At 65.4% G+C, this 24,930-nt stretch carries 22 protein-coding genes and 1 other RNA gene; 15 read left to right on the top strand and 8 right to left on the bottom strand.

Annotated features, from left to right (window positions below; genetic code table 11):
* Nucleotides 1-39 precede the first annotated feature (39 nt).
* From ACSFBM_RS04130 to ACSFBM_RS04115, 4 genes are all read right to left on the bottom strand, one after another.
* Nucleotides 40-789 carry a pseudouridine synthase gene (locus ACSFBM_RS04130; RefSeq protein ID WP_435483253.1) on the bottom strand — a complete coding sequence of 250 codons (750 nt, stop codon included), beginning with the start codon at nt 787-789 and terminating at the stop codon, nt 40-42.
* A 60-nt stretch (nt 790-849) separates the two neighbouring features.
* Nucleotides 850-2,586 (bottom strand): gamma-glutamyltransferase, encoded by a 1,737-nt coding sequence (gene ggt / locus ACSFBM_RS04125; RefSeq protein WP_435435460.1) that lies wholly within the window; start codon nt 2,584-2,586, stop codon nt 850-852.
* Between the two features lie 37 nt (nt 2,587-2,623).
* Nucleotides 2,624-4,219 (bottom strand): class I SAM-dependent methyltransferase, encoded by a 1,596-nt coding sequence (locus tag ACSFBM_RS04120; protein WP_435483252.1) that lies wholly within the window; start codon nt 4,217-4,219, stop codon nt 2,624-2,626.
* Between the two features lie 211 nt (nt 4,220-4,430).
* Nucleotides 4,431-4,691 carry a hypothetical protein gene (locus ACSFBM_RS04115; RefSeq protein ID WP_435483251.1) on the bottom strand — a complete coding sequence of 87 codons (261 nt, stop codon included), beginning with the start codon at nt 4,689-4,691 and terminating at the stop codon, nt 4,431-4,433.
* Between the two features lie 51 nt (nt 4,692-4,742).
* Between ACSFBM_RS04115 and ACSFBM_RS04110 the strand changes: the two genes are divergently transcribed.
* Nucleotides 4,743-5,018, top strand: a complete 276-nt coding sequence (locus ACSFBM_RS04110; protein WP_435483250.1) for a hypothetical protein — start codon at nt 4,743-4,745, stop codon at nt 5,016-5,018.
* 384 nt (nt 5,019-5,402) lie between these two features.
* Here the strand turns inward: ACSFBM_RS04110 and ssrA are convergent.
* The 4 genes from ssrA to ompA all read right to left on the bottom strand — a co-directional run bounded on the left by ssrA (nt 5,403) and on the right by ompA (nt 7,973).
* Nucleotides 5,403-5,789: a transfer-messenger RNA gene (gene ssrA / locus ACSFBM_RS04105) on the bottom strand.
* Nucleotides 5,790-5,801: 12 nt separating this feature from the next.
* Entirely contained in the window at nt 5,802-6,470 is a 669-nt protein-coding gene (gph, locus tag ACSFBM_RS04100) for a phosphoglycolate phosphatase (RefSeq protein WP_435435457.1), read from the bottom strand.
* A complete protein-coding gene (gene ubiG, locus ACSFBM_RS04095) occupies nt 6,467-7,195 on the bottom strand; it encodes a bifunctional 2-polyprenyl-6-hydroxyphenol methylase/3-demethylubiquinol 3-O-methyltransferase UbiG (protein WP_435483721.1) in 729 nt (242 codons plus the stop codon). Before ubiG ends, gph begins: the two co-directional genes overlap by 4 nt.
* Before the next feature lie 127 nt (nt 7,196-7,322).
* Entirely contained in the window at nt 7,323-7,973 is a 651-nt protein-coding gene (gene ompA / locus ACSFBM_RS04090; protein WP_435435455.1) for an outer membrane protein OmpA, read from the bottom strand.
* 224 nt (nt 7,974-8,197) lie between these two features.
* Here ompA and gyrA point away from each other — a divergent pair, with 224 nt between their 5' ends.
* From gyrA to ACSFBM_RS04020, 14 genes are all read left to right on the top strand, one after another.
* A complete protein-coding gene (gene gyrA / locus ACSFBM_RS04085; RefSeq protein ID WP_435435454.1) occupies nt 8,198-10,843 on the top strand; it encodes a DNA gyrase subunit A in 2,646 nt (881 codons plus the stop codon).
* Nucleotides 10,840-11,415: a DUF2059 domain-containing protein gene (locus ACSFBM_RS04080; RefSeq protein WP_435483249.1), complete on the top strand. Its 576-nt coding sequence runs from the start codon at nt 10,840-10,842 to the stop codon at nt 11,413-11,415. Before gyrA ends, ACSFBM_RS04080 begins: the two co-directional genes overlap by 4 nt.
* Before the next feature lie 73 nt (nt 11,416-11,488).
* The gene (gene serC, locus ACSFBM_RS04075) at nt 11,489-12,556 is read left to right on the top strand and encodes a 3-phosphoserine/phosphohydroxythreonine transaminase (protein ID WP_435483720.1); all 1,068 of its coding nucleotides are present in this window, start codon (nt 11,489-11,491) and stop codon (nt 12,554-12,556) included.
* Between the two features lie 29 nt (nt 12,557-12,585).
* Nucleotides 12,586-13,719, top strand: a complete 1,134-nt coding sequence (pheA, locus tag ACSFBM_RS04070; protein ID WP_435483248.1) for a prephenate dehydratase — start codon at nt 12,586-12,588, stop codon at nt 13,717-13,719.
* Between the two features lie 16 nt (nt 13,720-13,735).
* Nucleotides 13,736-14,626 carry a prephenate dehydrogenase gene (locus tag ACSFBM_RS04065; protein ID WP_435483247.1) on the top strand — a complete coding sequence of 297 codons (891 nt, stop codon included), beginning with the start codon at nt 13,736-13,738 and terminating at the stop codon, nt 14,624-14,626.
* A 1-nt stretch (nt 14,627) separates the two neighbouring features.
* On the top strand, nt 14,628-16,679 hold the full coding sequence (locus tag ACSFBM_RS04060; protein WP_435483246.1) for a bifunctional 3-phosphoshikimate 1-carboxyvinyltransferase/cytidylate kinase: 2,052 nt from the start codon (nt 14,628-14,630) through the stop codon (nt 16,677-16,679).
* Between the two features lie 196 nt (nt 16,680-16,875).
* Entirely contained in the window at nt 16,876-18,564 is a 1,689-nt protein-coding gene (gene rpsA, locus ACSFBM_RS04055) for a 30S ribosomal protein S1 (protein WP_187108569.1), read from the top strand.
* A gap of 74 nt (nt 18,565-18,638) precedes the next feature.
* The gene (locus ACSFBM_RS04050; protein WP_108134806.1) at nt 18,639-18,965 is read left to right on the top strand and encodes an integration host factor subunit beta; all 327 of its coding nucleotides are present in this window, start codon (nt 18,639-18,641) and stop codon (nt 18,963-18,965) included.
* 58 nt (nt 18,966-19,023) lie between these two features.
* The gene (locus ACSFBM_RS04045; protein WP_435435449.1) at nt 19,024-19,359 is read left to right on the top strand and encodes a LapA family protein; all 336 of its coding nucleotides are present in this window, start codon (nt 19,024-19,026) and stop codon (nt 19,357-19,359) included.
* Nucleotides 19,349-20,518, top strand: a complete 1,170-nt coding sequence (lapB, locus tag ACSFBM_RS04040) for a lipopolysaccharide assembly protein LapB (RefSeq protein WP_435483245.1) — start codon at nt 19,349-19,351, stop codon at nt 20,516-20,518. Before ACSFBM_RS04045 ends, lapB begins: the two co-directional genes overlap by 11 nt.
* Before the next feature lie 146 nt (nt 20,519-20,664).
* Nucleotides 20,665-20,985, top strand: coding sequence for a ComEA family DNA-binding protein (locus ACSFBM_RS04035; protein ID WP_435483244.1), 321 nt, complete (start codon nt 20,665-20,667; stop codon nt 20,983-20,985).
* Between the two features lie 177 nt (nt 20,986-21,162).
* A complete protein-coding gene (gene crcB, locus ACSFBM_RS04030) occupies nt 21,163-21,540 on the top strand; it encodes a fluoride efflux transporter CrcB (protein WP_435483243.1) in 378 nt (125 codons plus the stop codon).
* A 76-nt stretch (nt 21,541-21,616) separates the two neighbouring features.
* On the top strand, nt 21,617-24,559 hold the full coding sequence (locus ACSFBM_RS04025; RefSeq protein ID WP_435483242.1) for a monovalent cation/H+ antiporter subunit A: 2,943 nt from the start codon (nt 21,617-21,619) through the stop codon (nt 24,557-24,559).
* Complete coding sequence (locus tag ACSFBM_RS04020; RefSeq protein ID WP_435483241.1) at nt 24,559-24,909, top strand: Na+/H+ antiporter subunit C; 351 nt, start codon at nt 24,559-24,561, stop codon at nt 24,907-24,909. The genes ACSFBM_RS04025 and ACSFBM_RS04020 overlap by 1 nt, the downstream gene beginning before the upstream one ends.
* Nucleotides 24,910-24,930: the final 21 nt, after the last annotated feature.

The following is a 24,930-nucleotide window of genomic DNA, read 5'->3' as shown; positions in this document are numbered from 1 at the left end:
CCTTAAGGCTGGCTGACCGGCCACGCGCTCTTTCTCCCCCTATTTCGGTGGTTTGGCGGGTTTCGAGGGCGCGCGCAGCGCCGCGACCTCTTCGGCCGTGAGCCAGCGCCATTGCCCCGGGGCCAGCGCCTCGGGCAGCGCCAGGTCGCCGATGCGCGAACGGTGCAGCCCGTCGACCCGGTTGCCGACCGCGGCCAGCATGCGTTTGACCTGGTGGTACTTGCCTTCGGTCAGCGTGAGCCGCAGGTGGAGCGGGCTGTCCGACTCGCAGGCGGCGGCGCGCACGGGCTTGGGGTCGTCGTCGAGCACCACGCCGGCCAGCAACTTCGCGATCTGCACCTCGTCCACCGGGTGCTTGGCCGTCACCTCGTAGACCTTGGGCACGTGGTGCTTGGGCGAGCCCATCTTGTGGATGAACTGGCCGTCGTCGGTCATCAGCAGGAGGCCGGTGGTGTCCTGGTCGAGCCGGCCGATGGCCTGCACGCCCTGCACTGCGCCCTTGTTGGGGCGCAGGCGCAACGGCGACGGCAGCAGCGTGTAGATGCTCGGGTAGGTCGAGGGCTTCTGCGAACACTCGGTGCCGGCCGGCTTGTGCAGCATCAGGTAGGCCTTCTCGTGGTACGCCCACGCGGTGCCCTGGACGGTGAAAAGCAGGCCTTCGGGGTCGAGGTCGGCGAAGGGGTCAGTCACGGCCCGGCCGTCGATGGTCACGTGGCCTTGCTGCGCAAGGCCCGCGCAGACGCGCCGTGTGCCGAAGCCCTGGGTGTAGAGAATGTCTTGCAGGTGCATGGAAATGAAAAAAGCGGCCGCGCCGACAAGGGCACGACCGCCTTCAAGTGTGCCGCAGGTTCAGTAGCCCGCCGCCAGGCCCGTGTTGCGGCGCGGGTCGTTGGCACCGTAGAAGCGGTTGTTGCCGACCGGCTTGCCGCCCAGCGAAGGCGCGCCCACGATGATCGCCGCGAGGTGGTTGGCCGGTTGCGGCACGCCCAGGTTGTGGCCCATGTCGGTCAGGATCTTTCGCGTGTCGGGGCTCAGCGCGAAGACCTCGACGTTGGTGACGTCAGGCAGCCATTGCTGGTGGAAGCGCGGCGCATCGACGGCTTCCTGCACGTTCATGCCGTAGTCGACCACGTTCAGGATGGTGTGCAGCACGGCCGTGATGATGCGGCTGCCGCCCGGCGTGCCGACCACGAACACCGGCTTGCCGTCCTTCGACACGATGGTCGGGCTCATGGAGCTCAGCGGGCGCTTGCCCGGGGCGATGGCATTGGCCTCGCCCTGCACCAGGCCGTACATGTTGGGCACGCCGATCTTCGAGGTGAAGTCGTCCATCTCGTTGTTCAGCAGCACGCCGGTCTTGGCGGCCGTGACCTTTGCGCCGAACCAGTCGTTCAGCGTATAGGTGACGGAGACGGCATTGCCCCACTGGTCGGTGATCGAGTAGTGCGTGGTGTTGCTGCCTTCGTGCGGCGCGACGCCGGGCTTGATGTCCTTCGAGACACCGGCCTTCTTCGGGTCGATGGCGGCGCGGATCTTCTCGGCATAGCCCTTGTCGAGCAGGCGGTCGAGCGGGTTCTTCACGAAGTCAGGGTCGCCCAGGTAGCTGTTGCGGTCCACGTAGGCGTGGCGCATGGCCTCGATCTGGTAGTGCACCGACTGCGCCGAACGGAAGCCCAGGTCCTTGAGCGGGTAGCCCTCGAGGATGTTGAGCATCTCGCAGATGATCACGCCGCCCGAGCTGGGCGGCGGTGCCGACACCACGCGGTAGCCGCGGTAATCGCACTCCACGGGGGCGAGTTCGCGCGTCTTGTACTGGTCCAGGTCGGCCTGGGTGATGATGCCCTTGCCGGCCTGGCTGGAAGCCACGATGGCATTGCCGACCCAGCCCTTGTAGAAGCCGTCGGGGCCCTTGGCGCTGACCTCTTTCAACGTCTTTGCCAGGTCCTTCTGCACCAGCTTCTGGCCGACCTGGAAGGGCTGGCCCTTGTTCAGGAAGATGGCGCCGGAGACCGGGTCTTTCTGGAAGTCGGCGGTGGCGGTCCAGAGCATGTCGATGTCGCCCTGCTCCAGCGTGAAGCCCTTGTCGGCCAGCTGGATCGAGGGGGCGATCAGGTCGGCGCGCTTCATGGTGCCGTACTTCTCGCGCGCGTATTCCATGCCCGACACGGACCCCGGCACGCCCACGGCCAGGTGGCCGTTGGTGCTCAGGCCCTTGACGACGTTGCCGTCCTTGTCGAGGTACATGTTGGCCGTGGCGGCCAGCGGCGCCTTCTCGCGGAAGTCGAGGAAGGTCTTGCGGCCGTCTGCCAGCTGCACGGTCATGAAGCCGCCGCCGCCGAGGTTGCCCGCGGCGGGGTACACCACCGCCAGCGCGTAGCCCACGGCGACCGCCGCGTCGACAGCATTGCCGCCGCGCTTGAGCACATCGACGCCGACCTTGCTGGCCAGGTGCTGCGCGCTCACGACCATGCCGTGCTCGGCCGCGACGGGCGCCTGCGACGCCGCGTGGGACGCGCCGGCGGCCGCCAGCGCGAGCACCGCAGCAACGGCGGCGCGCAGGTTGGGGGTCCAGTGAATGGGTTGCATGCGAGAGTCTCCTCTGTGGTCGATGAAGAATGAATGGTCAGGCGGTGAGCAAGGCCTTGCGTCGCAAGGAAGCCAGCGCCAGCGCAACTTGCTGACGGGCGAATTCTTTCACCTCCGAAGGGTCGGTCAGCGGTTGGTCGTCCTTGACGAAGCGCAGGCGATCGTCGCGCACTTCGGCTTCGAGATGTTCGGCCAGCGCCTCGTGCGAGCGCGTGCCATCGAGCAGCGCCAGCAGGCTGCGCTCCAGCGGCGACAGTGCCACGGACTCGTGCCATTGGTTGCATGCGCTGGCCGTGGCGCCCGCGCCCAAGGGCAACGTCGGCGCGCTTCGTACCGCGGGCAGCGCCTGGGGCAGGCTGGACACCGCGGAGGCCACCGGCGCCGGCGAGCGACGGATGCGCAGGGCGCCGAGGATCAGCAGCTCCTCCAGCATGGCCATCACGACGGGCTCGACGGCGGCTGGCGATTCGTCGGCAAGCCTGGCTGCCGCTTCGATCAAGGCGTGTGGCGACATCGACGCGGGGTAGCAGGCATCCAGCAACTGCGCAACCGCCTTCTGCACCGGCAGCCTCGGCGTGACCTTCAGGCCGCGAATGGCATTGCAAGGCTGCGCTCGCGCGTCGCGCGTGAACGCGCCGCCGTCTTCGGGGGTGAACACACCTGCGAACTCGAGCACACGAAGGCGCGCGGGGTCCAGCCGGTAGCGAATGCTCTCGGCGTTCGCTTGCCCGACCAGCAGCGTCTGGCGGAAGGTGCGATTAACCAGAAAGTCGAGGTACTGCTCCATCAGGACCTGGCTGCCGCCGCATTCGCGCAGCAGCGGATCGCGAACCTTCTCGCCGTAGTTCTGCACGAACATGGTGGAAGGCTCGGCGTCGCAGAGGTAGGCCAGGCCGTGGGCGGCGGCCCGGGCGACAAATTCCTTGAAGTAGCACGGCGCGTTGCAAGGCTCGAGGAACTCGTGCATCAGGTACGAACTGCTGGCGCTGCGCACGATGGGCATCGTCTCTTCGAGCGTCTTCTTGAGCACGCTGTCGGGGCGCGCCGACTGCTCCAGGAAATCGAGCATGCCGCGAGCGTACGAAAGCTGTTCTTCCGGCGTGTCCCGCGGCCCGCCGCGCAGCATCATGGCGTCGCGCACGATCTCGCGCGCCTTCCAGCCGGGGTACACGTTGTAGCTCACGTAGGCCACGCCGTTCGGCGCCAGGTTCTGCGAGCAGATCCGCAGGATCGCGTCCTGTACGGGGCCCGGCACCCAGCTGTACACACCATGGCAGACGATGTAGTCGAACTGGCCGAACGAGGCGTCGATGTCCGCGATGTCGAAGGCCTTGAGGTCGATGTTCCGCAGTCCCGCATGCCCGATGGCCGCCACGCCATGCGCGACCTGCACCGGGGACAGGTCGACGCCGACGGCGCGGGCCTGCGGGTGGCGCGCCGCGAAGGGAATCAGATTGCCGCCGGCGGCGCAGCCGAGTTCGAGCACGCGCGCGGTGGAGGGGTCGGGCGCATCGAGCCCGAAGAGGAAGGCCAGCGCCTCCAGGTGCTCCATCGCCGACTGAGGGAACGGGTGCGAGTCATAGGGCACTTCGTCGTAGTAGCGGGTCAACGTGGAGGTCAGGGTATCCGGCACGGGTGTCCTTTTTCGGGATCTGGGCGGGCGCACAGGCCTTGCGCATTGCGTGGTGCAGCGAAAGTTGCAGTGACTGCAATGTGACAACGCTGGGCGACTATAGCCTCGCGTTGAAGCGAAAAAACGTTGGCCTGCGCACTGCTTCGCGAACCGGCGCATAAAAAAAGCCCAGCCATTCGGCTGGGCTTGAAAGCCTATCTGCTGGCATGCATCAAGGCCCCCGCACAGGTTGACCAGCGGGGGACGGTTTACCCGTCAAGGAGAAATTCAGAGGCACTGGCGCGAGCACCGTGCGAATGACAGGGCGCAGCCAATGCGTGGCCGCGTCCTCGGGCCACATGGCACGCAAGCGATCGTCGCGCCACAGGTCGCGTGCGACGTCTTCCAGTTCGAGGAGGTCCACGGTGTGCCACTGCCGATGCAGCCGGTGCGCACAAGCGGCGATCCAGAGTGTGGCGGGCATGGTTTGCATGGGCATAGTCTACTGTATATTTGTACAGTATTTTCAGCAAGGAGATCCGCAATGCCTGCGACAGAGGAAACCACCGCCCCGACCAATCATGCGCTCCAGGAAGCACTGGCCTGGATATCGAAATTCGCCCATGCCTGGCAAGCCATCGAGCCGGCGCCTGGAAGACTGAGCATCGACGGCTTCATCATCTGGGGACCGGTGCTCTACGAAAAGCACAAGAGCGAAGACCCGGTGCAACTGGCACGGCAACTGTTCGGCAATCCGGGGAGCTACTTCCGGTATCCATACCCTGGCCGCGAGCACGGAGCCAACGATCCCCGGTCTTAGAATGGCCCGATGAATTGGCGCACACTGCTTCCGCTTGCCTTGGTCCTCACTGGCTGCTCTACACCTCCCAACGAAGTTACACAGGTTCGAGAAGGCGTCCTTCGTGCCATGACCTATGTTCAGGCTGCGGACTATTGCGACGCAAGAAGCAAGACACCGCGTTGGCTGGGCAAGGCGCCGGCTGAACAGGGCGTGCTGTTCCAGTGCAACTGAACATCTGAGATTTGCCAACCGGGCGCCGAGCAGCGCTCGATGACGAGAACGCGTTCAGCCCTGCCCTCGATGGGCTCAAGCGTCATGGGTCGGTAACGAAAAGCTACAACGACGTACGGCGGTGGTACGCGTCGCGGGCTTCACGGTCAGTGAGACCCGTCCGCAAGAATGTGGTGGAGCTGGGGGGATTTGAACCCCCGTCCGCAAGCCTTCATCGCGCAGTTCTACATGTTTAGTGATCTGATTTAAGTCTCGCTTCCTGAGTCGCGCAGTCACACGCTAAACCGGACGCCAGCACCCTATTTTCTCGCCTCGACCCAAGGTACCCGGATCGAAGCCAGCCCATGTAATTATCTTTGCAGCCGGGAGGTTTCAGATTGCTCTGTCACCCCCTTGCCCAGCCCATCGGCCTGCTGTTGCAAAGCTCACTGGCAATTAAGCAGCGAGTGCGAAACGTTCGTCGTTTGCAGTTAGTTTGTTTGAATCTGTTTTACGAGCGCATTCAGCTCGACATGCCCCGCTGCGACTCCGAACCCACGTCGAAACCAGTGCAGCCCCAAGCAAACCATTTTAGGCGCTATTCAGCAACTTCAAGAGCTCCAGGGGTGAAGAGATTGAAGCATCTGCATTCCATCGCGTCGAATCGGCCTGCGTTCCCATGTAGCCATAGGTGGCCGCGACCGTTCGCATGCCTGCGGCGCGGCCCGCGATGATGTCGCGCTCATCGTCACCGACGTAGACGCACGCCTCTGAAGGAACGCCAAGGCGACGAGCAGCTTCATGCAAAGGTTCGGGATGCGGCTTTGCAAAAGGGGTGGTGTCGCCACTCACCACCGCACCCGCACTCGTGAAAAGCGCCATGGCGCGCGTCAGCGGATCGGTGAAACGCATCGATTTGTTGGTCACGACACCCCAAAGCAGGCCCTGCTCTCGCAGCGCTTCGATCAGGGCCTGAACGCCGTCGAACACTTGCGTGTTGAGCAGCATGCGGCGCTCGTAAGTAACGAAGAACTCCTCGCGCAGTTCGTCGAACTCGGGCGATTCCGGCGTGATGCCGAACGCCACGCCCAGCATTCCCCGCGCACCGGCACCGGCCATCGGCCGATATCGCTCGAGCGGATACGACGCAAGGCCGCGATCGGTTCGCATCTTGTCGGCTGCGGCCCCCAGGTCGGGCGCGCTGTCGATCAGTGTGCCGTCGAGGTCGAACAACACGGCCTGAATCAATGCCCCCGTCATCCTCGCAACTCCGGCAAGGCGGGCTTCTGCGTCGCGAACATGTAATTGACGCTGGTATCGCCGCTGAGCCAGTAGCGCCGGGTCAACGGGTTGTGCTCCAAGCCGCGCGTATGTCGCAGGTCAAGGCCCGCTGCACGGCAGTAGCCGGCAAGCTCACTTGGCCGGATCAACTTCGCATACTCATGGGTTCCGCGCGGCAACATGCCCAGAACGTACTCGGCGCCCACGATCGCGAGCATGAACGCCTTCAGGTTGCGGTTGATGGTGGAAAAGAACACCCACCCACCCGGCTTGACCAGCGTGGCGCAGGCCTGAATGACCGAGGCCGGGTGCGGCACATGCTCGAGCATTTCCATGCAGGTGACGACATCGAAGCTGCCTGGCTGTTCGGCTGCAATGGCCTCGGCGCTGATCTCCCGGTACTTCACCCCCCGCGTGCCAGCTTCGAGCGCGTGCAGTTGCGCAACCTTGAGCGCTTTGCCCGCCAGGTCGATGCCCAGGACATCCGCCCCCTTGCGCGCCATGGAGTCGGCCAGGATACCGCCGCCACAACCGATATCAAGCACTCGGCGCTGCGAGATCGGCGCAATGCCTTCAATCCAGTCAAGGCGCAATGGATTGATTTCATGCAGCGGTCGGAATTCGCTCTCCAAATCCCACCAACGATGTGCGAGTTCTGAGAACTTGGCCAGTTCGGCCGGGTCTGCATTCACGTTTTCTGTCATGCAGCGATTATGAAACGAGCAATGCCAAGTCAACGCCGCATGGGCTTTGGCAAGATCGATCATTAATTAGACGACCATAAAAAAACCCCGCCGAGGCGGGGTTTTCACGGTCGATGGAATCGATCGATCAGTTGGCGCGGGTGCCAACCACTTCGATTTCCACGCGACGGTTCTTGGCGCGGCCTTCCTTGGTGCGGTTGTCAGCCACTGGCTGCTTCTCGCCCTTGCCTTCGGTGTAGACGCGGTTGCGTTCGATGCCCTTCGAGACCAGGAAGGCCTTGACGGCTTCGGCGCGACGCACCGACAGACGCTGGTTGTAGGCGTCCGTACCGATCGAGTCGGTATGGCCCACAGCGATGATCACTTCGAGGTTGACACCACGGATCTTCTCGACCAGGTCGGTCAGCTTGGCGCGACCTTCAGGCTTCAGAACCGACTTGTCGAAGTCGAAGAAGGCGTCCGCAGCGAAGGTCACCTTCGAAGCAGCGACTTGTGCCGGGGGTGCGGGAGGCACCACGCCAGGGGCGGGAGCCACAGCAGCCGGAGCAGCCGGAACCAGAGCGCCGTCGCAACCGGCAGCAGCCGTAGCAGGCGTCCAGTTGGCATCGCGCCAGCACAGTTCGTTCGTGCCGTTCTTCCAAACCAGTTCGCCAGTGCCGTTTTGCCAGTTGTCGATCGTAGGACCGCCGTCCGCAGCGGTGACACGGGTCTGCGCGCCGGCGGCAGTGGCGAGCGCAGCGACTGCAAACATCATCGCCACTTTATTCAGTTTCTTCATGGTTCTCCTCTTGGGGAAAAAGCCGCAGCCGCGCTGCGAATCAAGGACGCTTTAAGTGACCACCACCCAAAACGTTGAGGCGATTGTGCCATAGGGTCTTTGGCAAACAGGCCGCCGGGCACCCCGGAAGCGTAGGACGGAGGCGGAATAGACGCCTTGTGTTGCGGCGGTGCGACACCCCTCACAGCGTAAAATTTCGGCTTCCTGCCGCCAGCCACTCGCCCATGACCTCCTTCGCAAAAGAAACCCTGCCCATCAGTCTCGAAGAGGAAATGCGCAGCAGCTATCTCGATTACGCCATGAGCGTGATCGTGGGCCGGGCGCTTCCCGATGCCCGCGACGGCCTCAAGCCGGTGCACCGGCGGGTGCTGTTCGCCATGCACGAGCTCAACAACGACTGGAACCGGCCATACAAGAAGTCGGCCCGTATCGTCGGCGACGTCATCGGCAAGTACCACCCGCACGGCGACCAGTCGGTCTACGACACCATCGTGCGGCTGGCCCAGGATTTCTCGATGCGCCACATGCTGGTCGACGGCCAGGGCAACTTCGGGTCGGTCGACGGAGACAACGCGGCCGCAATGCGCTATACGGAAATCCGGCTGGCCAAAATTGCGCATGAAATGCTGGCCGATATCGACAAGGAAACCGTCGACTTTCAGGACAATTACGACGGCTCCGAAAAAGAACCGAAGGTTTTACCGAGCCAGTTGCCTAATTTGCTGGTCAATGGCTCGGGTGGTATTGCGGTCGGCATGGCCACCAATATTCCCCCGCACAACCTGAATGAGGTGGTGGACGCCTGTCTTCATCTGCTGCGCAATCCCGAAGCGAGCATCGACGAACTGATGGAAATCGTGCCCGCGCCCGACTTCCCCACCGCCGGCATCATCTACGGCATCAACGGCGTGAAGGACGGTTACCGCACGGGCCGCGGCAAGGTCGTGATGCGTGCGAGGTGCCACTTCGAGGACATCGACCGCGGCCAGCGACAGGCGATCGTCGTCGACGAGCTCCCCTACCAGGTCAACAAGAAGACGCTGCAGGAGCGCATGGCCGAACTGGTGCACGAGAAGAAGATCGAGGGCATCAGCCACATCCAGGATGAGTCCGACAAGTCGGGCATGCGCCTGGTGATCGAACTCAAGCGCGGCGAAGTGCCCGAGGTCGTGCTGAACAACCTCTATAAGCAGACGCAGCTGCAGGACACCTTCGGCATCAACATGGTGGCGCTGGTCGACGGCCAGCCGAAGCTGTGCAACCTGAAGGACCTCATTCAGGTCTTCCTGCAGCACCGCCGCGAAGTGGTAACCCGCCGCACCGTCTTCACGCTGCGCAAGGCCCGTGAACGCGGCCACGTGCTGGAAGGCCTCGCGGTGGCACTCGCCAACATCGACGAATTCATCCGCATCATTCGCGAATCACCGACGCCGCCCGTCGCCAAGGCCGAGCTGATGACCCGCAGCTGGGACAGCAAGCTGGTGCGCGAGATGCTGACGCGTTCGCGCGCCGACGGCGGCGTGATCAACGCCGACGACTACCGTCCCGAAGGCCTGGAGCGCGAATTCGGCATGGGCTCGGATGGTCTCTACCGCCTTTCGGACACGCAAGCGCAAGAAATTCTGCAGATGCGCCTGCAGCGCCTGACCGGCCTTGAACAGGACAAGATCGTCGCCGAATACAAGGACGTCATGGCGGAGATCGACGACCTGCTCGACATCCTGTCCAAGCCCGAGCGCGTCTCGATCATCATTGGCGACGAACTCGGCACCATCCGACAGGAATTCGGCCAGACCAAGGTCGGCGCACGCCGCAGCCAGGTCGAACACAGCGCGTTCGACCTGTCGACCGAAGACCTGATCACTCCGACCGACATGGTGGTCACGCTCTCGCACAGCGGCTACATCAAGAGCCAGCCGCTAGGCGAATACCGCGCACAAAAGCGCGGCGGCCGCGGCAAGCAAGCCACGGCAACGAAAGAAGATGACTGGATCGACCAGCTCTTCATCGCCAACACGCACGACTACATCCTGTGCTTCTCCAACCGCGGCCGCCTCTACTGGCTCAAGGTATGGGAAGTGCCCGCGGGCTCGCGCGGTTCGCGCGGCCGCCCGATCGTCAACATGTTCCCGCTGCAGGAAGGCGAAAAGATCAACGTCGTGCTGGCGCTGACCGGCGAAAAGCGCGTCTTCCCGGCCGACCAGTACGTGTTCATGGCCACGTCGATGGGCACCGTCAAGAAGACTGCCCTCGACGAGTTCAACAACCCGCGCAAGGGCGGCATCATTGCCGTCAACCTCGACGAAGGCGACTACCTGATCGGCGCCGCGCTCACCGACGGCAAGCACGACGTGATGCTCTTCAGTGACGGCGGCAAGGCCGTGCGTTTCGACGAGGAAGACGTTCGTCCGCTGGGCCGCAATGCACGCGGCGTGCGCGGCATGTCGCTGGACCCGGGACAGGGCGTGATCGCCATGCTGGTGGCCGAGGACGAGCAGCAAAGCGTGCTCACCGCCACGGAAAACGGTTACGGAAAGCGCACAAGCATTACCGAATACACCCGTCACGGCCGGGGAACCAAAGGCATGATCGCGATTCAACAGAGTGAGCGCAACGGCAAGGTCGTTGCCGCCACACTCGTGCATGCGGACGATGAGATCATGCTCATCACCGACAAGGGCGTGCTGGTGCGCACCCGGGTTGCCGAAATTCGTGAACTGGGTCGCGCGACGCAAGGCGTCACGCTGATCGGGCTTGACGAAGGCGCCAAACTCAGCGGGCTACAACGTATCGTCGAAAACGACGCGAACGGCGAGAGCGAGCCGGACGCGGACGATACTTCCACATCTTCAACGGAGAATCCTCAGTGAAAAAAATCAAACTCGCACTTCTGACGGTCGCCCTGGCAGGCAGTTCCATGGCCGCAATGGCCCAGGACAAGGCCACGCTCATCAAGCAGTTCATCGACATCCAGCGCCCCGGCATCGAATCGCTGGCGCGCGGCCTGGTCGAGCAATCGAGCGCTCCGATCGCACAGGCGGGTTCGCAGTATCTGCAGACGCAAGTTCCTGAAGCCAAGCGTGAATCGGCCGCCAAGGCCGCCGATGCAGAGCTGAAGAAGTACTTCGACGACGCCTACCCGATCGTTCGCGACAAGGCGATTCAACTGGCACCGGGCGCCCTCACCCCACTGCTCGAGCAGAGCTTCAGCGAAGACGAACTCAAGCAACTGCTGGCCTGGATCAACTCGCCGCTCAGCAAGAAGTACCAGGAACTGAACCCGAAGATGCAGACCGCATTGACGGAAAAGCTGGTCACCGACACGCGCGCCACCATCGAACCCAAGATGCGCGCACTCGACGAGAACGTGGCCAAGGCACTGGGTGCCCCGACCGAAGCCCCCGCTGCCAAGGCACCCGCCAAGGCTCCAGCCAAGAAGTAAAAGCAAAGTGACCCAGCAGCAGCAGACGCCGGCCGGCAAGCGCCCCTACAACTTCTCGGCCGGTCCGGCTGCCATGCCGGAGGCGGTGCTGCAACGCGCCGCCGCCGACATGCTCGACTGGCAGGGCAGCGGCATGAGCGTGATGGAGATGAGCCATCGCGGCAAGGAATTCGGTGCGATCTGCACCCAGGCCGAAGCCGACATCCGCACGCTGCTGGCCATTCCCTCTAATTTCCACATCCTGTTCATGCAGGGTGGCGGGCTGGGCGAAAACGCCATCGTCCCGTTGAACCTGTCGCGCGGCAAAGCCGCCGATTTCGTCATCACCGGCAGCTGGAGCGCCAAGTCGCACAAGGAAGCGCAGCGCTACTGCACGGCACGCGTGGTCGCGACAAACGCCGACAACCAGCACACGAAGCTGCCCGATCCCGCGACCTGGCAGCTGTCGAAGGACGCCTCGTACGTTCACGTGTGCTCCAACGAGACCATCAACGGCATCGAATTCCAGCAGTTGCCCGACCTGGCCGGACTTGGCAGCACGGCCCCGCTGGTCATCGATTTCTCTTCGCACGTGGCCTCCCGCAGCGTCGACTGGTCCCGCGTAGGCCTGGCCTTCGGCGGCGCACAGAAGAACCTCGGTCCGGCCGGCCTGACGATCGTGGTCGTGCGCGACGACCTGCTGGGCCATGCGCTCGATATCTGCCCGAGCGCGTTCAACTACAAGACGGTGGCCGACAACAACTCCATGTACAACACCCCGCCGACCTGGGGCATCTACATGGCGGGGCTCACTTTCCAGTGGCTGCTTGCACAGAAGGAAGGCGACCTGACGGGCGTGGCTGCCATGGAGCAACGCAACATCGCCAAGGCGAAGCTGCTGTACGACTTCATCGACGGCTCCGACTTCTACGCCAACCGCATCGACCCGAGCTGCCGTTCGCGCATGAATGTGCCGTTCTTCCTGGCCGACGAGGCCCGCAACGAGGCCTTCCTGGCCGGCGCGCGCAAGGCCGAGCTGCTCCAGCTCAAGGGCCACAAGTCGGTCGGCGGCATGCGAGCGAGCATCTACAACGCCATGCCGTTGGCAGGGGTGCAGGCCCTCGTGGGCTACATGCGAGAATTCGAGCGATCGCACGCCTAGTCGCGTGCCCCGCTCAGTTGCTCGCACCGATGACCGATTCCGCACCCACACCACCCTCCTCGTCCGGCGCTCCCGCCGATAAATCCGAAGGCCTTTCCGATCTGCGCGTGCAGATCGACTCGCTCGACCAGAGACTGCTCAGCCTTCTCAACGAGCGGGCCCACGTCGCCGAACTGGTGGGCGAGGTCAAGAAGCGCGAAGGCACGCCGTTCTTCCGCCCCGACCGTGTGGCGCAGGTCATCGACAAGATGCAAAAGAGCAATGGCGGTCCGCTCAAGGACCTCCATGTCGCAGCCATCTGGCGCGAAATCATGTCGGCTTGCCTGGCGCTCGAGTCGCCGCAGCGCGTGGCCGTGCTGGGCCCCGAAGGCACCTTCTGCGAACAGGCCGCCGTCGAGTACTTCGGCGGCGCCGCCGACTTGGTCTATTGCGCCAGCTTCGACGAGGTGTTCCACGCCACGGCGGCAGGCAGCGCCCAGTACGGCGTGGTCGGCGTCGAGAACTCGACCGAAGGCGTGGTCACCCGTTCGCTCGACCTGTTCCTGCATTCGCCCACCCATGTCGTCGGCGAAGTCAGCCTGCTGGTGCGTCACCACCTGCTGCGCAGCAGCAACTCGCTCGAAGGCGTCGAGGCCGTGCTGGCCCACCCGCAGGCACTGGCGCAGTGCCAGACCTGGCTGTCCAAGCACCTGCCCAACGCCGAGCGGCGCGCCGTGTCGAGCAACGCCGAAGGTGCACGCCTTGCGGCCACCAACCCGGCCTGGGCCGCGCTGGCAGGCGAACGTGCCGCCACCCGCTTCGGCCTGCACATCGTGGCGCACGCCATCCAGGACGACTCCTACAACCGCACCCGTTTCTCGGTGATCTGCCTGCCGCAAACGCTGGCCATGCCGCCGGCCTCAGGCCGCGACTGCACGAGCCTGATCGTCTCGGTGCCGAACCGCCCGGGCGCGGTGCACGACCTGCTGGTGCCGCTGAAGGCCAACAACGTGTCGATGACGCGCTTCGAGTCGCGCCCCGCGCGCACCGGCCAGTGGGAGTACTACTTCTACATCGACCTCGACGGCCACCCCTCGCAGCCCAATGTGGCCGCGGCGCTGGCCGAGCTGCGCGGCCTGTGCGCCTTCTACAAGGTGCTGGGCGCATACCCCGTCAAGGCCTGAGCGGCAGGCAGACAGCATGTTCGAACAACTGGGACTGATCGGCTGCGGCCTGATGGGCGGCTCCTTTGCGCTCGCGCTCAAGCGCGCGAAGCTGGTGAAGCGCGTGGTGGGCTACAGCAAGTCGCCCTCCACCACCGAGCGGGCACGCCAGCTCGGCGTGATCGACGTGGCGGCGCCCTCGGCGCTGCTGGCGGTATCGGGGGCGGACCTCGTGCTGCTCGCCGTGCCGGTCGCGGCCTCGGAGGCCATGTTCAAGGCGATCCGCCACGGCATTTCGGCCGACACGCTGGTGATGGACGTCGGCTCGACCAAGGGCGACGTGATCGAGGCCGCACGCAACGGCCTGCAGAAGCAGTTCGCGAACTTCGTGCCGGCCCATCCGATCGCCGGCAAGGAAGTCGCGGGCATCGAGCATGCCGAAGCCTCGCTCTTCACCGGCCGCCAGGTCGTGCTGACACCGGTCAAGACCACGCTGCGCTCCAACGTGCAGCGCGCCTCGCAGGTGTGGAGCGGCATCGGCGCCCATGTGCTCACCATGACGCACGAGGAGCACGACGCCGCCTTCGCCGCCGTGAGCCACCTGCCGCACCTGCTGGCCTTCGCCTATACCAACGCCATCGCCGCGCAGCCGCAGGGCGACCGCTTCCTGAGCCTCGCAGGACCGGGCTTTCGCGACTTCTCGCGCATTGCCGCCAGCGACCCGGTCATGTGGCGCGACGTGCTGCTGGCCAACCGCGAACAGGTGCTGCAGCAGTCGCAGGCCTTCCGCAAGGCGCTGGAAGACCTCGAGGCGCTGATGACCGCAGGCGACCTGCAGGCGCTGGAGCAATCGATCGCCGCCGCCAGCAAGGCCCGCGCGGCCTGGAAGCCGGCCGCTGGCACGTCGTCGCAGCAACAGGACAACTGACATGTTCTCGACGGCCTTCCTCGACCTCCCGCCGCTGGCAGGCGCTGCCGGCGCGGTGCGCCTGCCGGGCTCCAAGAGCATCTCCAACCGCGTGCTCCTGCTGGCCGCGCTGGCCAGCGGCACCACGACGGTTCACGACCTGCTCGACTCCGACGACACGCGCGTGATGCTCGACGCCCTGCGCGCGCTCGGTTGCGGCATCGACCCCGACGGAAACACGCTTCGCATCACCGGCCTCGGCGGCCAGCTGAAACCCGGCGGCACGCTGCTGCCGCTGTTCCTCGGCAACGCCGGCACCGCCATGCGTCCGCTGACCGCGGCGCTGTCGCTGCTGGGCGGCGAATTCGAGCTCAGCGGCGTGCCGCGCATGCACGAGCGCCCGATCGGCGACCTCGTCGACGCGCTCACGCAGCTCGGCTGCCGCATCGACTACCTCGGCAACCCCGGCTACCCGCCACTGCGCATCCACCCGATGCCCCACGGCGAACTGGCGCTCGACGCGCCGATCCGCGTGCGCGGCGACGTGTCCAGCCAGTTCCTGACCGCGCTGCTGCTGGCGCTGCCGCTCGCGTCGGGCAGTCTTGCCCCCACGCCCGGTGCTGATGTGCCGGCGGGGCGCGACATCGTGATCGAGGTGGTCGGCGAGCTCATCTCCAAGCCCTACATCGAGATCACGCTGAACCTGCTGGCGCGCTTCGGCATCCGGGTGCGGCGCGACGGCTGGGAGCGCTTCACCATTCCCGCCGGCAGCCGCTACAGCTCGCCGGGCGACATCCATGTGGAAGCGGACGCCTCTTCTGCTAGCTATTTCATAGCGCTTGGTGCAATAGCGACGGGCGTATCCGGCAAAATTGGCATCCGCATCGAGGGCGTGGGCATCGATTCGATCCAGGGCGATATCCGCTTCATCGACGCGGCCCGCCAGATGGGCGCGCAGGTCGACAGCGGCCCGAACTGGCTGGAAGTGCGCCGCGGCGCCTGGCCGTTGAAGGCGATCGACATCGACGCCAACCACATCCCCGACGCCGCGATGACGCTGGCCGTGATGGCGCTCTACGCGGACGGCCCGACCACGCTGCGCAACATTGCGAGCTGGCGGGTGAAGGAAACCGACCGCATCGACGCGATGGCCAACGAACTGAAGAAGCTCGGCGCCACCGTCGAGGCCGGGCCCGACTTCATCCGCGTGCACCCGCTGGCCCAGTCCGGCTGGCGGGCGGCAGCCATCCACACCTACGACGACCACCGGGTGGCCATGTGCTTCTCGCTGGCGGCGTTCAACCCGGCGGGCGTGCCGGTGCGCATCCTCGAACCGCACTGTGTCGCCAAGACCTTCCCCGACTACTTCGAAACCCTGTTCTCGGTAGCAGAAGCCACCGAGGTACCGGTGATCTGCATCGACGGCCCGACCGCCTCCGGCAAGGGAACGCTTGCAGCCGAAGTGGGGCGCCTGCTGGGCTATCACTACCTCGACTCGGGCTCGCTCTACCGCGTGACAGGCCTGGCCATGCGGCGCGCCGGGCTGAGCGCCGACACCCGGCACGAAGCCGAGATCGCCACCCTTGCGGCCGCCCTGCCCCTGCAGTTCACCGATGGCAAGGTGCTGCTCGCCGGCGAGGACGTCAGCGAGGACATCCGTACCGAAGCCGCCGGCATGGACGCCTCGCGGGTCTCCACGCTGCCGGCCGTGCGCGCCGCGCTTCTGGCCCTGCAGCAGCGCTTTCGCCGCCTGCCGGGCCTGGTGGCCGACGGCCGCGACATGGGCACCGTCATCTTCCCCGACGCGGCGCTCAAGGTGTTCCTCACGGCCAGCGCCGCCGAGCGCGCCGAACGGCGCCATAAGCAGTTGATTTCAAAGGGTATTTCGACTACACTCGACAGCCTTCGCTCCGACTTGGAAGCACGTGACGCCCGGGACTCCTCCCGCAGCGTCGCCCCTCTGAAGCCGGCGCAGGATGCGCGCCACCTCGACAACTCCCAGCTGTCCATCGAGCAATCGATCGATACGGTGTTGAACTGGTGGCAGCAAGTACAGCCTTTCAAGTCCGCTTGAAGGGCTCGCGCCAACCGGGTGTTCCGGCTGGCGCACACCGCTCCAGCAGGCTCTTCTCGCGCGACAGCGCACTGGCCTTCTGGTTGTTCAACGAACCCGGGCTCACGCCCAACCAACCGCCGTCTACAGACCCACAGCAGCCGCACGCAATTTCGCACGAGCGCCTGCCAACCCTGCCTGACGGAAGGAACCATAAATGTCTGAATCTTTTGCCGACCTATTCGAAGAGTCCCTGAAGCGTTCCGAAATGCGCACCGGCGAGGTCATCACGGCCGAAGTCGTGCGTGTCGAACACAACCACGTCGTCGTCAACGCCGGTCTGAAGTCCGAAGCGTATGTGCCGATCGAAGAGTTCAAGAACGACAAGGGCGAACTCGAAGTCCAGGCCGGCGATTTCGTTTCCGTTGCCATCGGCAGCGTTGAAAACGGCTACGGCGACACCATCCTCTCGCGCGACACCGCCAAACGTCTCGCTTCGTGGCTCGCCCTGGAGAAGGCCCTGGAATCGGGCGACTTCGTCACCGGCACCACCAGCGGCAAGGTCAAGGGCGGCCTGACCGTTCTGGTCAACGGCATCCGCGCGTTCCTGCCGGGCTCGCTGATCGACACGCGTCCGATCAAGGACCTGACCCCGTACGAGAACAAGACCCTCGAATTCAAGGTCATCAAGCTCGACCGCAAGCGCAACAACGTCGTGCTGTCGCGCCGTGCCGTGGTCGAAGCCAGCATGGGCGAAGAACGCGCCAAGCTGATGGAAACCCTGAAGGAAGGCGCTGTTGTCCGCGGCGTGGTCAAGAACATCACCGAATACGGTGCGTTCGTGGACCTCGGCGGCATCGACGGCCTGCTGCACATCACCGACATGGCATGGCGCCGTGTTCGCCACCCGAGCGAAGTCGTTCAGGCCGGCCAGGAAATCACCGCCAAGATCCTCAAGTTCGACACCGAAAAGAACCGTGTCTCGCTGGGTCTGAAGCAAATGGGTGACGACCCGTGGATGGGCGTTTCGCGCCGCTATCCGCAATCGACCCGCCTGTTCGGCAAGGTCACGAACATTGCCGACTACGGCGCGTTCGTCGAACTCGAACCCGGCATCGAAGGCCTGGTGCACGTGTCCGAGATGGACTGGACCAACAAGAACATCGCTCCGAACAAGATCGTCTCGCTGGGCGACGAAGTCGAAGTCATGGTCCTCGAAATCGACGAAGACAAGCGCCGCATCAGCCTGGGCATGAAGCAGTGCAAGGCCAACCCGTGGCAAGAGTTCGCGCAAAACACCAAGCGCGGCGACCGCGTCAAGGGCCCGATCAAGTCGATCACCGACTTCGGCGTGTTCGTGGGTCTGGCTGCCGGCATCGACGGCCTGGTTCACCTCTCGGACCTCTCGTGGAACGAAACCGGCGAAACCGCCGTTCGCAACTACAAGAAGGGCCAGGAAGTCGAAGCGCTCGTGCTGGCTGTGGACGTCGACCGCGAACGCATCAGCCTGGGCATCAAGCAGCTCGACAGCGACCCATTCACCACCTTCACCACCGTGAACGACAAGGGCCAGATCGTGACCGGCAAGGTCAAGACCGTGGACGCCCGTGGCGCTGAAATCGACCTGGGTGAGGACATCCTCGGCTACCTGCGTGCTTCGGAAATCTCGCGCGACCGCGTCGAAGATGCCCGCAACGTGCTGAAGGAAGGCGACGAAGTCACCGCCATCGTCGTGAATGTGGATCGCAAGACCCGCAACATCCAGCTGTCCATCAAGCAGAAGGACATGGTCGACGAACAAGGCGCCATGGCCAACCTGAGCCAGCAGTCGGCACGCGAGAACGCGGGCACGACGAGCCTGGGCGCCCTGCTGCGCGCCAAGCTCGACAACAGCGACAACAAGTAAGCTGAGTCCGAAGACAGAGCAGGCCCTTGGGGCCGCTCTGTCTTTTTTTTCGTCCACGTTTTTGTGTTTGGCCCATGACCCGCTCAGACCTCGTCGAAGAACTTGCAGCGCGCTTTGCGCAGCTCACGCACCGCGATGCCGAATACGCCGTCAAGACCATCCTCGACGCGATGAGCGACGCACTGGTGCGCGGACACCGCATCGAGATCCGTGGCTTCGGCAGCTTCTCGGTCAACCGGCGTCCGCCGCGCATCGGGCGCAACCCGCGCTCGGGCGAGAGCGTGCAGATTCCAGAGAAGCGGGTGCCTCACTTCAAACCGGGCAAGGCGCTGCGCGAAGCGGTCGATGCAAAGACCGCGGAGCTCGATGCCGGCAAGGAAGCCAGGGCCCGCAAGGCCTGACACGCAGGCGATTCGAAATGCCTGCAAACGTAGAATGCTCCCGGCAACGGGAACAGCTATGAAATACCTCCTGTGGCTGCTCAAGGCAGCCATTTTTTTTACGCTCTTCGCTTTCGCGCTGAACAACCAGCAGGACGCGACCGTCTACTTCTTCTTCGGCACCTACTGGCGCGCGCCGCTGGTGCTCGTGGTGCTCGCGGCATTCGCCGGCGGGCTCGTGGTCGGTGCGCTGGGCATGCTGCCCGGCTGGTGGAAACACCGCGCCGCAGCGGCACAGGTGCCCGCGACGCCCGAAGCCCAGATGCCGATGCCGCCGACCGCCGCGGCGGTTGCCGCCGCAGCGCCCTCCATTTCCGCCACCGACCTTCCCGCCGTACGTCAACATGGACTTTGATCCCAGCTGGCTGCTGATCAGCCTGCCCGTCGCCTTCGTGCTGGGCTGGCTCGCATCGCGCTTCGACATCCGGCAACTCAAGCTCGAGAACCGCCAGGCCCCCAAGGCCTACTTTCGCGGCCTGAACTTCCTGCTCAACGAGCAGCAGGACCAGGCCATCGACGCCTTCATCGAGGCCGTGCAGAACGACCCCGACACGCAGGAGCTTCACTTCGCACTCGGCAACCTGTTCCGCCGCCGCGGCGAGTACCAGCGCGCCGTGCGCGTGCACGAGCACCTGCTCGGACGCGGCGACCTGAGCCGCAGCGACCGCGAACGCGCCCAGCACGCGCTGGCGCAAGACTTCCTGCGCGCCGGCCTGCTCGACCGGGCCGAGGCCGCGCTGCAGAAGCTCGAAGGCACGCGCTACGAGAACGAGGCACGGCTCTCGCTGCTGGCCATCTACGAACGCTCGCGCGAATGGATGCAGGCCGCCGACGTGGCGCAAAAGCTCGACGAGTCCGACCAGGCCAGCTACAGCACGCGACGCGCGCACCACCTCTGCGAGCAGGCGACCGAGCGCGTGGCCTCCGGCGACCTGCCGGGTGCGGCCGGGTTGCTCGCGCAAGCCGTCGCGCTCGCACCGCAGGCACCACGCCCCGCCATCGACACGGCCAACCTGCAACTGCGCAACGGCGAGGCGGCCGCGGCCTTCGACACGCTGGTGGCGCTGAGCGGCACCGCCCCGCTCGCGCTGCCGCTCTACGCCGCCGCACTGCAGCAGGCCGCCGTGGCCGCGCACCGCGAAGCCGACGCCCTCGCACTGCTGCAGCGGCGCTATGTGGAGTCGCCGTCGATCGACGTGCTCGAATCGATGATCGCGCTCGGCGGCACGCCGACCGCCACGGCCGAAGACCCGCAGCCCACCCCGCGCGACGGCTACATCGCGCACCTGGCGCAACAGCCCTCGCTGGTCGCGGCATCGCGCTGGCTGGCCGGCGAAAAATTCGAGCACGAACAGTTCCACCCGCAGGTGCAACGCGCGCTCGACCAGGCCACCCGCCCGCTCATGCGCTACCGCTGTGCGGCCTGCGGTTTCGAGGCGCACCAGTACTTCTGGCACTGCCCCGGCTGCCAGGCCTGGGACAGTTATCCGCCGCGCCGCGTCGAAGAACTCTGAGAACTCCGATCACGATTCTGAACAATGGTCACGTGGGCGCTGAATATGCTTTTGCGCGTCAACGCCCCGTTTCCTGCTCCCGTTGAGCGCGGGCCGACGTTCTTGTCGGCTGTCAGCCATATCAACCAATCAGGGAGTAAAAAATCATGTTCAAGAAGATCCTGGCCGCTACCGCCATGCTGTTCGCGGTCGCCTCTTTCGCCGCAGTCGATGTCAACAAGGGCACGGCCGCCGACCTCGACGGCATCAAGGGCGTCGGTCCCTCGATGTCCAAGCGCATCCTCGATGCGCGCAAGGAAGGCGAGTTCAAGGACTGGCCCGACTTCATGCAGCGCGTGAAGGGCGTGAAGGAAAAGAACGCCGAGAAGCTGTCGGCCGAGGGCCTCACGGTCAATGGCCAGAGCTTCGGTGGCGCGGCATCCGCCAAGCCGAAGGAGGCCAAGGCAGCCAAGGCCCCCAAGTCCTGATGCCGCCCTGATGCCGCGCTGATCCCACCCGGATCGATGCAACGCAAAGCCGCCTTCGGGCGGCTTTTTCATGCGCGAAGCACATGCGGCGAACATGTGACACGGGCAGGGAAAGGCCGCGGAGAGTTGCAGCCACGGGCACCCTGAGGCGCGGAACAACACGCCGACAATAGACGCATGCTGCTTCCGATTCTTGCGATCTGCGTGGGCGCCTCGATCGGCGCGCTGGCCCGCTGGGGCCTTGCCCTCTGGTTCGGCGCCGGCGGCCTCATGCCCTGGGGCACGCTCGCCGCCAACCTGATCGGCGGCTACCTCATCGGCGTGGTCATTGCCACCTTCCAACTGCTGCCGGACCTCGATCCGGTCTGGCGACTGGCGCTGGTGACCGGGTTCCTCGGCGGCCTCACCACCTTCTCGACGTTCTCGGCCGAGGTCACGACCATGCTGCTGGAGGGCAGGCTCGGCGTGGCCATGCTGACGGCCATGGCCCACCTCGGCGGATCGCTCTTTTTCACCTGGCTCGGCATCCGAACGGTGCAGGCCTTCTCGAGCTGAATGCCCCGAAAACAGCCTTATGTCTTACGGTTATAGATAAGGCTTTCCATAGGGGCGGCCGATAGAATCAACCCCAATGCCCCTGGTCTTTCTCGTCGCACTCCCCTTTATCGCCAGCGTGCTGGCCGCGTTGATGCCGTCCAACGCGCGCAACAGGGAGTCGACCCTCGCGGGGCTGGTCGCGCTGGGCTGCGCCATCCAGGCCGCATGGTTCTTCCCGCAGATCGCGCATGGCAATGTGCTGCGGCAAGAAATCGAATGGCTGCCGGCCCTCGGCCTGAACCTCGTGTTCCGCATGGACGGCTTCGCATGGCTGTTCTGCATGCTGGTGCTGGGCATCGGCGCGCTGGTGGTGCTCTATGCGCGCTACTACATGTCGGCCTCCGACCCGGTGCCGCGCTTCTTCTCGTTCTTCCTCGCGTTCATGGGCGCGATGATGGGCGTGGTGCTCTCGGGCAACCTTGTCCAGATGGTGCTGTTCTGGGAGCTCACCAGCCTGTTCTCGTTCCTGCTGATCGGCTACTGGCACCACCGGCGCGACGCGCGGCGCGGGGCGCGCATGGCGCTCACCGTCACCGGTGCGGGCGGGCTGTGCCTGCTGGCCGGCGTGCTGGTGCTCGGGCGCATCGTCGGCAGCTACGACCTCGACGAAGTGCTGGCCTCGGGCGACCTGATCCGCGCGCATGCGCTCTACCCCGTGGCGCTGGTGCTGGTGCTGCTGGGCGCCTTCACCAAGAGCGCGCAGTTCCCGTTCCACTTCTGGCTGCCGCGCGCCATGGCCGCGCCCACGCCTGTCTCGGCCTACCTGCACTCGGCCACCATGGTGAAGCTCGGCGTGTTCCTGATGGCGCGCCTGTGGCCGGTGCTCTCGGGCACCGAGCAATGGTTCTGGCTGGTGGGTGGCGCGGGGGCCATCACGCTGCTGCTCGGCGGCTTCATCGCCATGTTCCAGCGCGACCTGAAGGCGCTGCTGGCCTACTCGACCATCTCGCACCTCGGCCTCATCACGCTGCTGCTGGGCCTGAACAGCCCGCTCGCGGCCGTGGCGGCCGTGTTCCACGTGATGAACCACGCGACCTTCAAGGCCTCGCTTTTCATGGCGGCCGGCATCATCGACCACGAGACCGGCACGCGCGACATCCGCAAGCTCAGCGGCCTGATGCGGCTCATGCCCATCACCGGCACGCTGGCCATCATCGCCAGTGCCTCGATGGCTGGCGTGCCGCTGCTCAACGGCTTTCTGTCGAAGGAAATGTTCTTCGCCGAGACGGTCTTCATCCAGGCCACGCCCTGGATCGACTTCAGCCTGCCGGTGATCGCCACCATCGCGGGCATCTTCAGCGTGGCGTACTCGGCGCGCTTCGTGTTCGATGTGTTCTTCGGCCCGCCCTGCGGCAACGACGTGCCCAAGCACCCGCACGAGCCACCGCACTGGATGCGCGTGCCGGTCGAACTGCTGGTGCTGGTGTGCCTGGTGGTCGGCGTGGCGCCGGCCTGGTCCATCGGCCCGCTGCTCGCGGCTGCCGCCACGCCGGTGGTCGGCGGCACGCTGCCCGAGTACAGCCTGGCCGTGTGGCACGGCTTCAACCTGCCGCTCATGATGAGCTTCGTGGCGCTGGTGGGCGGCGGCGCGCTGTACCTGCTGCAGCGCCGCCAGCGCGCGCGTGGCGGCCTGGAGAACACGCCGCTGCTGCACCGCTTCGACGGCCAGGTCATCTTCGAGCACCTGCTCGCGCTGCTGAGCGAAGCCGGACGGCGCAGCCGCCGCCTGTTCGGCACGCGCCGCATGCAGTGGCAGTTGCTGCTGCTGGTGCTCGTGGCCGTGGCCGGCGCCGCCGCGTCGCTGTGGACCTCGCCCGCCGCACCCGGCACGCGCGAGCTGCTTCCCTTCTCGCCGATGTTCGCCATGACCTGGATCATCGGCGGCACCTGCGCGCTGGCCGCCGCCTGGCAGGCCAAGTTCCACCGGCTCGCAGCGCTCATGCTCGCTTCGGGCGCGGGGCTGGTGTCGTGCGTCACTTACATCTGGTTCTCCGCCCCCGACCTCGCGCTCACGCAGCTGGTGGTCGAAGCCGTGACCACGGTGCTGATTCTGCTGGGCCTGCGCTGGCTGCCGATGCGCAGCAAGGACGTCATTCAGCCCGCGCGCGCGCGGCTGCGCCCCTGGGGTCGGCGCGGGCGCGACCTGCTGGTGGCGAGCATCGCCGGCGCCGGCATGGCGGCCATGGCCTGGGCCATGATGACGCGCACCTTCCCCCAGAGCATCTCGCCCTTCTTCCTGGAGCGCGCGCTCACCGAAGGCGGCGGCACCAACGTGGTCAACGTGATGCTGGTCGACTTCCGCGGCTTCGACACCTTCGGCGAAATCACCGTGCTGGGCATCGTGGCGCTCACCGTGTATGCACTGCTGCGGCGCTTTCGCCCCGCCATCGAGTCGATGGCCCTGCCGGTCCAGCAGCGCCTGCAGGTCGACGACGGCAGCAGCGACCTGCTGAACCCGCGTCGCGCCACCGACACCGCCGTCGGCTACCTGATGGTGCCGGCCGTGCTGGTGCGGCTGCTGCTGCCGCTGGCGGTGCTGGTGTCGGTGTATTTCTTCATGCGCGGCCACAACGCGCCCGGCGGCGGCTTCGTCGCGGGGCTGGTGATGTCGGTGGCGCTGGTGCTGCAGTTCATCGTGTCGGGCACCGAGTGGGTGGAAGAGCACCTGCGCATCTACCCGCGCCGCTGGATCGCCATCGGCCTGCTGCTGGCGCTGGCCACCGGCGGCGGCGCAGTCGCGATGGGCTACCCCTTCCTGACCACGCACACCGCGCACCTGCACCTGCCGCTGCTCGGCGAAGTGCACGTGCCCAGTGCCCTGTTCTTCGACATCGGCGTGTTCGCGCTGGTGCTCGGTGCCACCATGCTGATTCTGACTGCCCTGGCCCACCAATCGGTGCGAAGCCACCGCTGGGCCGACGAGCAGGCCGAAAAAGAGGCCCAGGCCGCATCCGAAGCGGCGGAGGGAGCGCACTGATGGAAATCGTGCTCGCACTCGCCATCGGCGTGCTCACCGGCTCGGGCGTGTACATGCTGCTTCGCCCGCGCACCTTCCAGGTCATCATGGGCCTGACGCTGATCTCCTACGCGGTGAATCTCTTCATCTTCAGCATGGGCCGGCTCAAGGTCGACAGCGAGCCGGTGCTCATCAAGGGCTTCGCGGCCACGCTGGCCAACACGGCCGACCCGATGCCGCAGGCCCTGGTGCTCACGGCCATCGTCATCGGCTTCGCCATGACGGCGCTGTTCCTGGTGGTGATGCTCGCCTCGCGCGGCCTTACCGGCACCGACCACGTGGACGGTGAAGAACGGCAGGAGGCGGAGTGAAAGAAATCTTCCACCTGCTGG

The sequence above is a fragment of the Variovorax pasteuri genome, assembly GCF_051216435.1.
Classification (GTDB): Bacteria; Pseudomonadota; Gammaproteobacteria; order Burkholderiales; family Burkholderiaceae_C; genus Variovorax.
The sequence above is the reverse complement of the archived record's forward strand: the minus strand, read 5'-3'. Positions and strand labels throughout refer to the sequence as shown.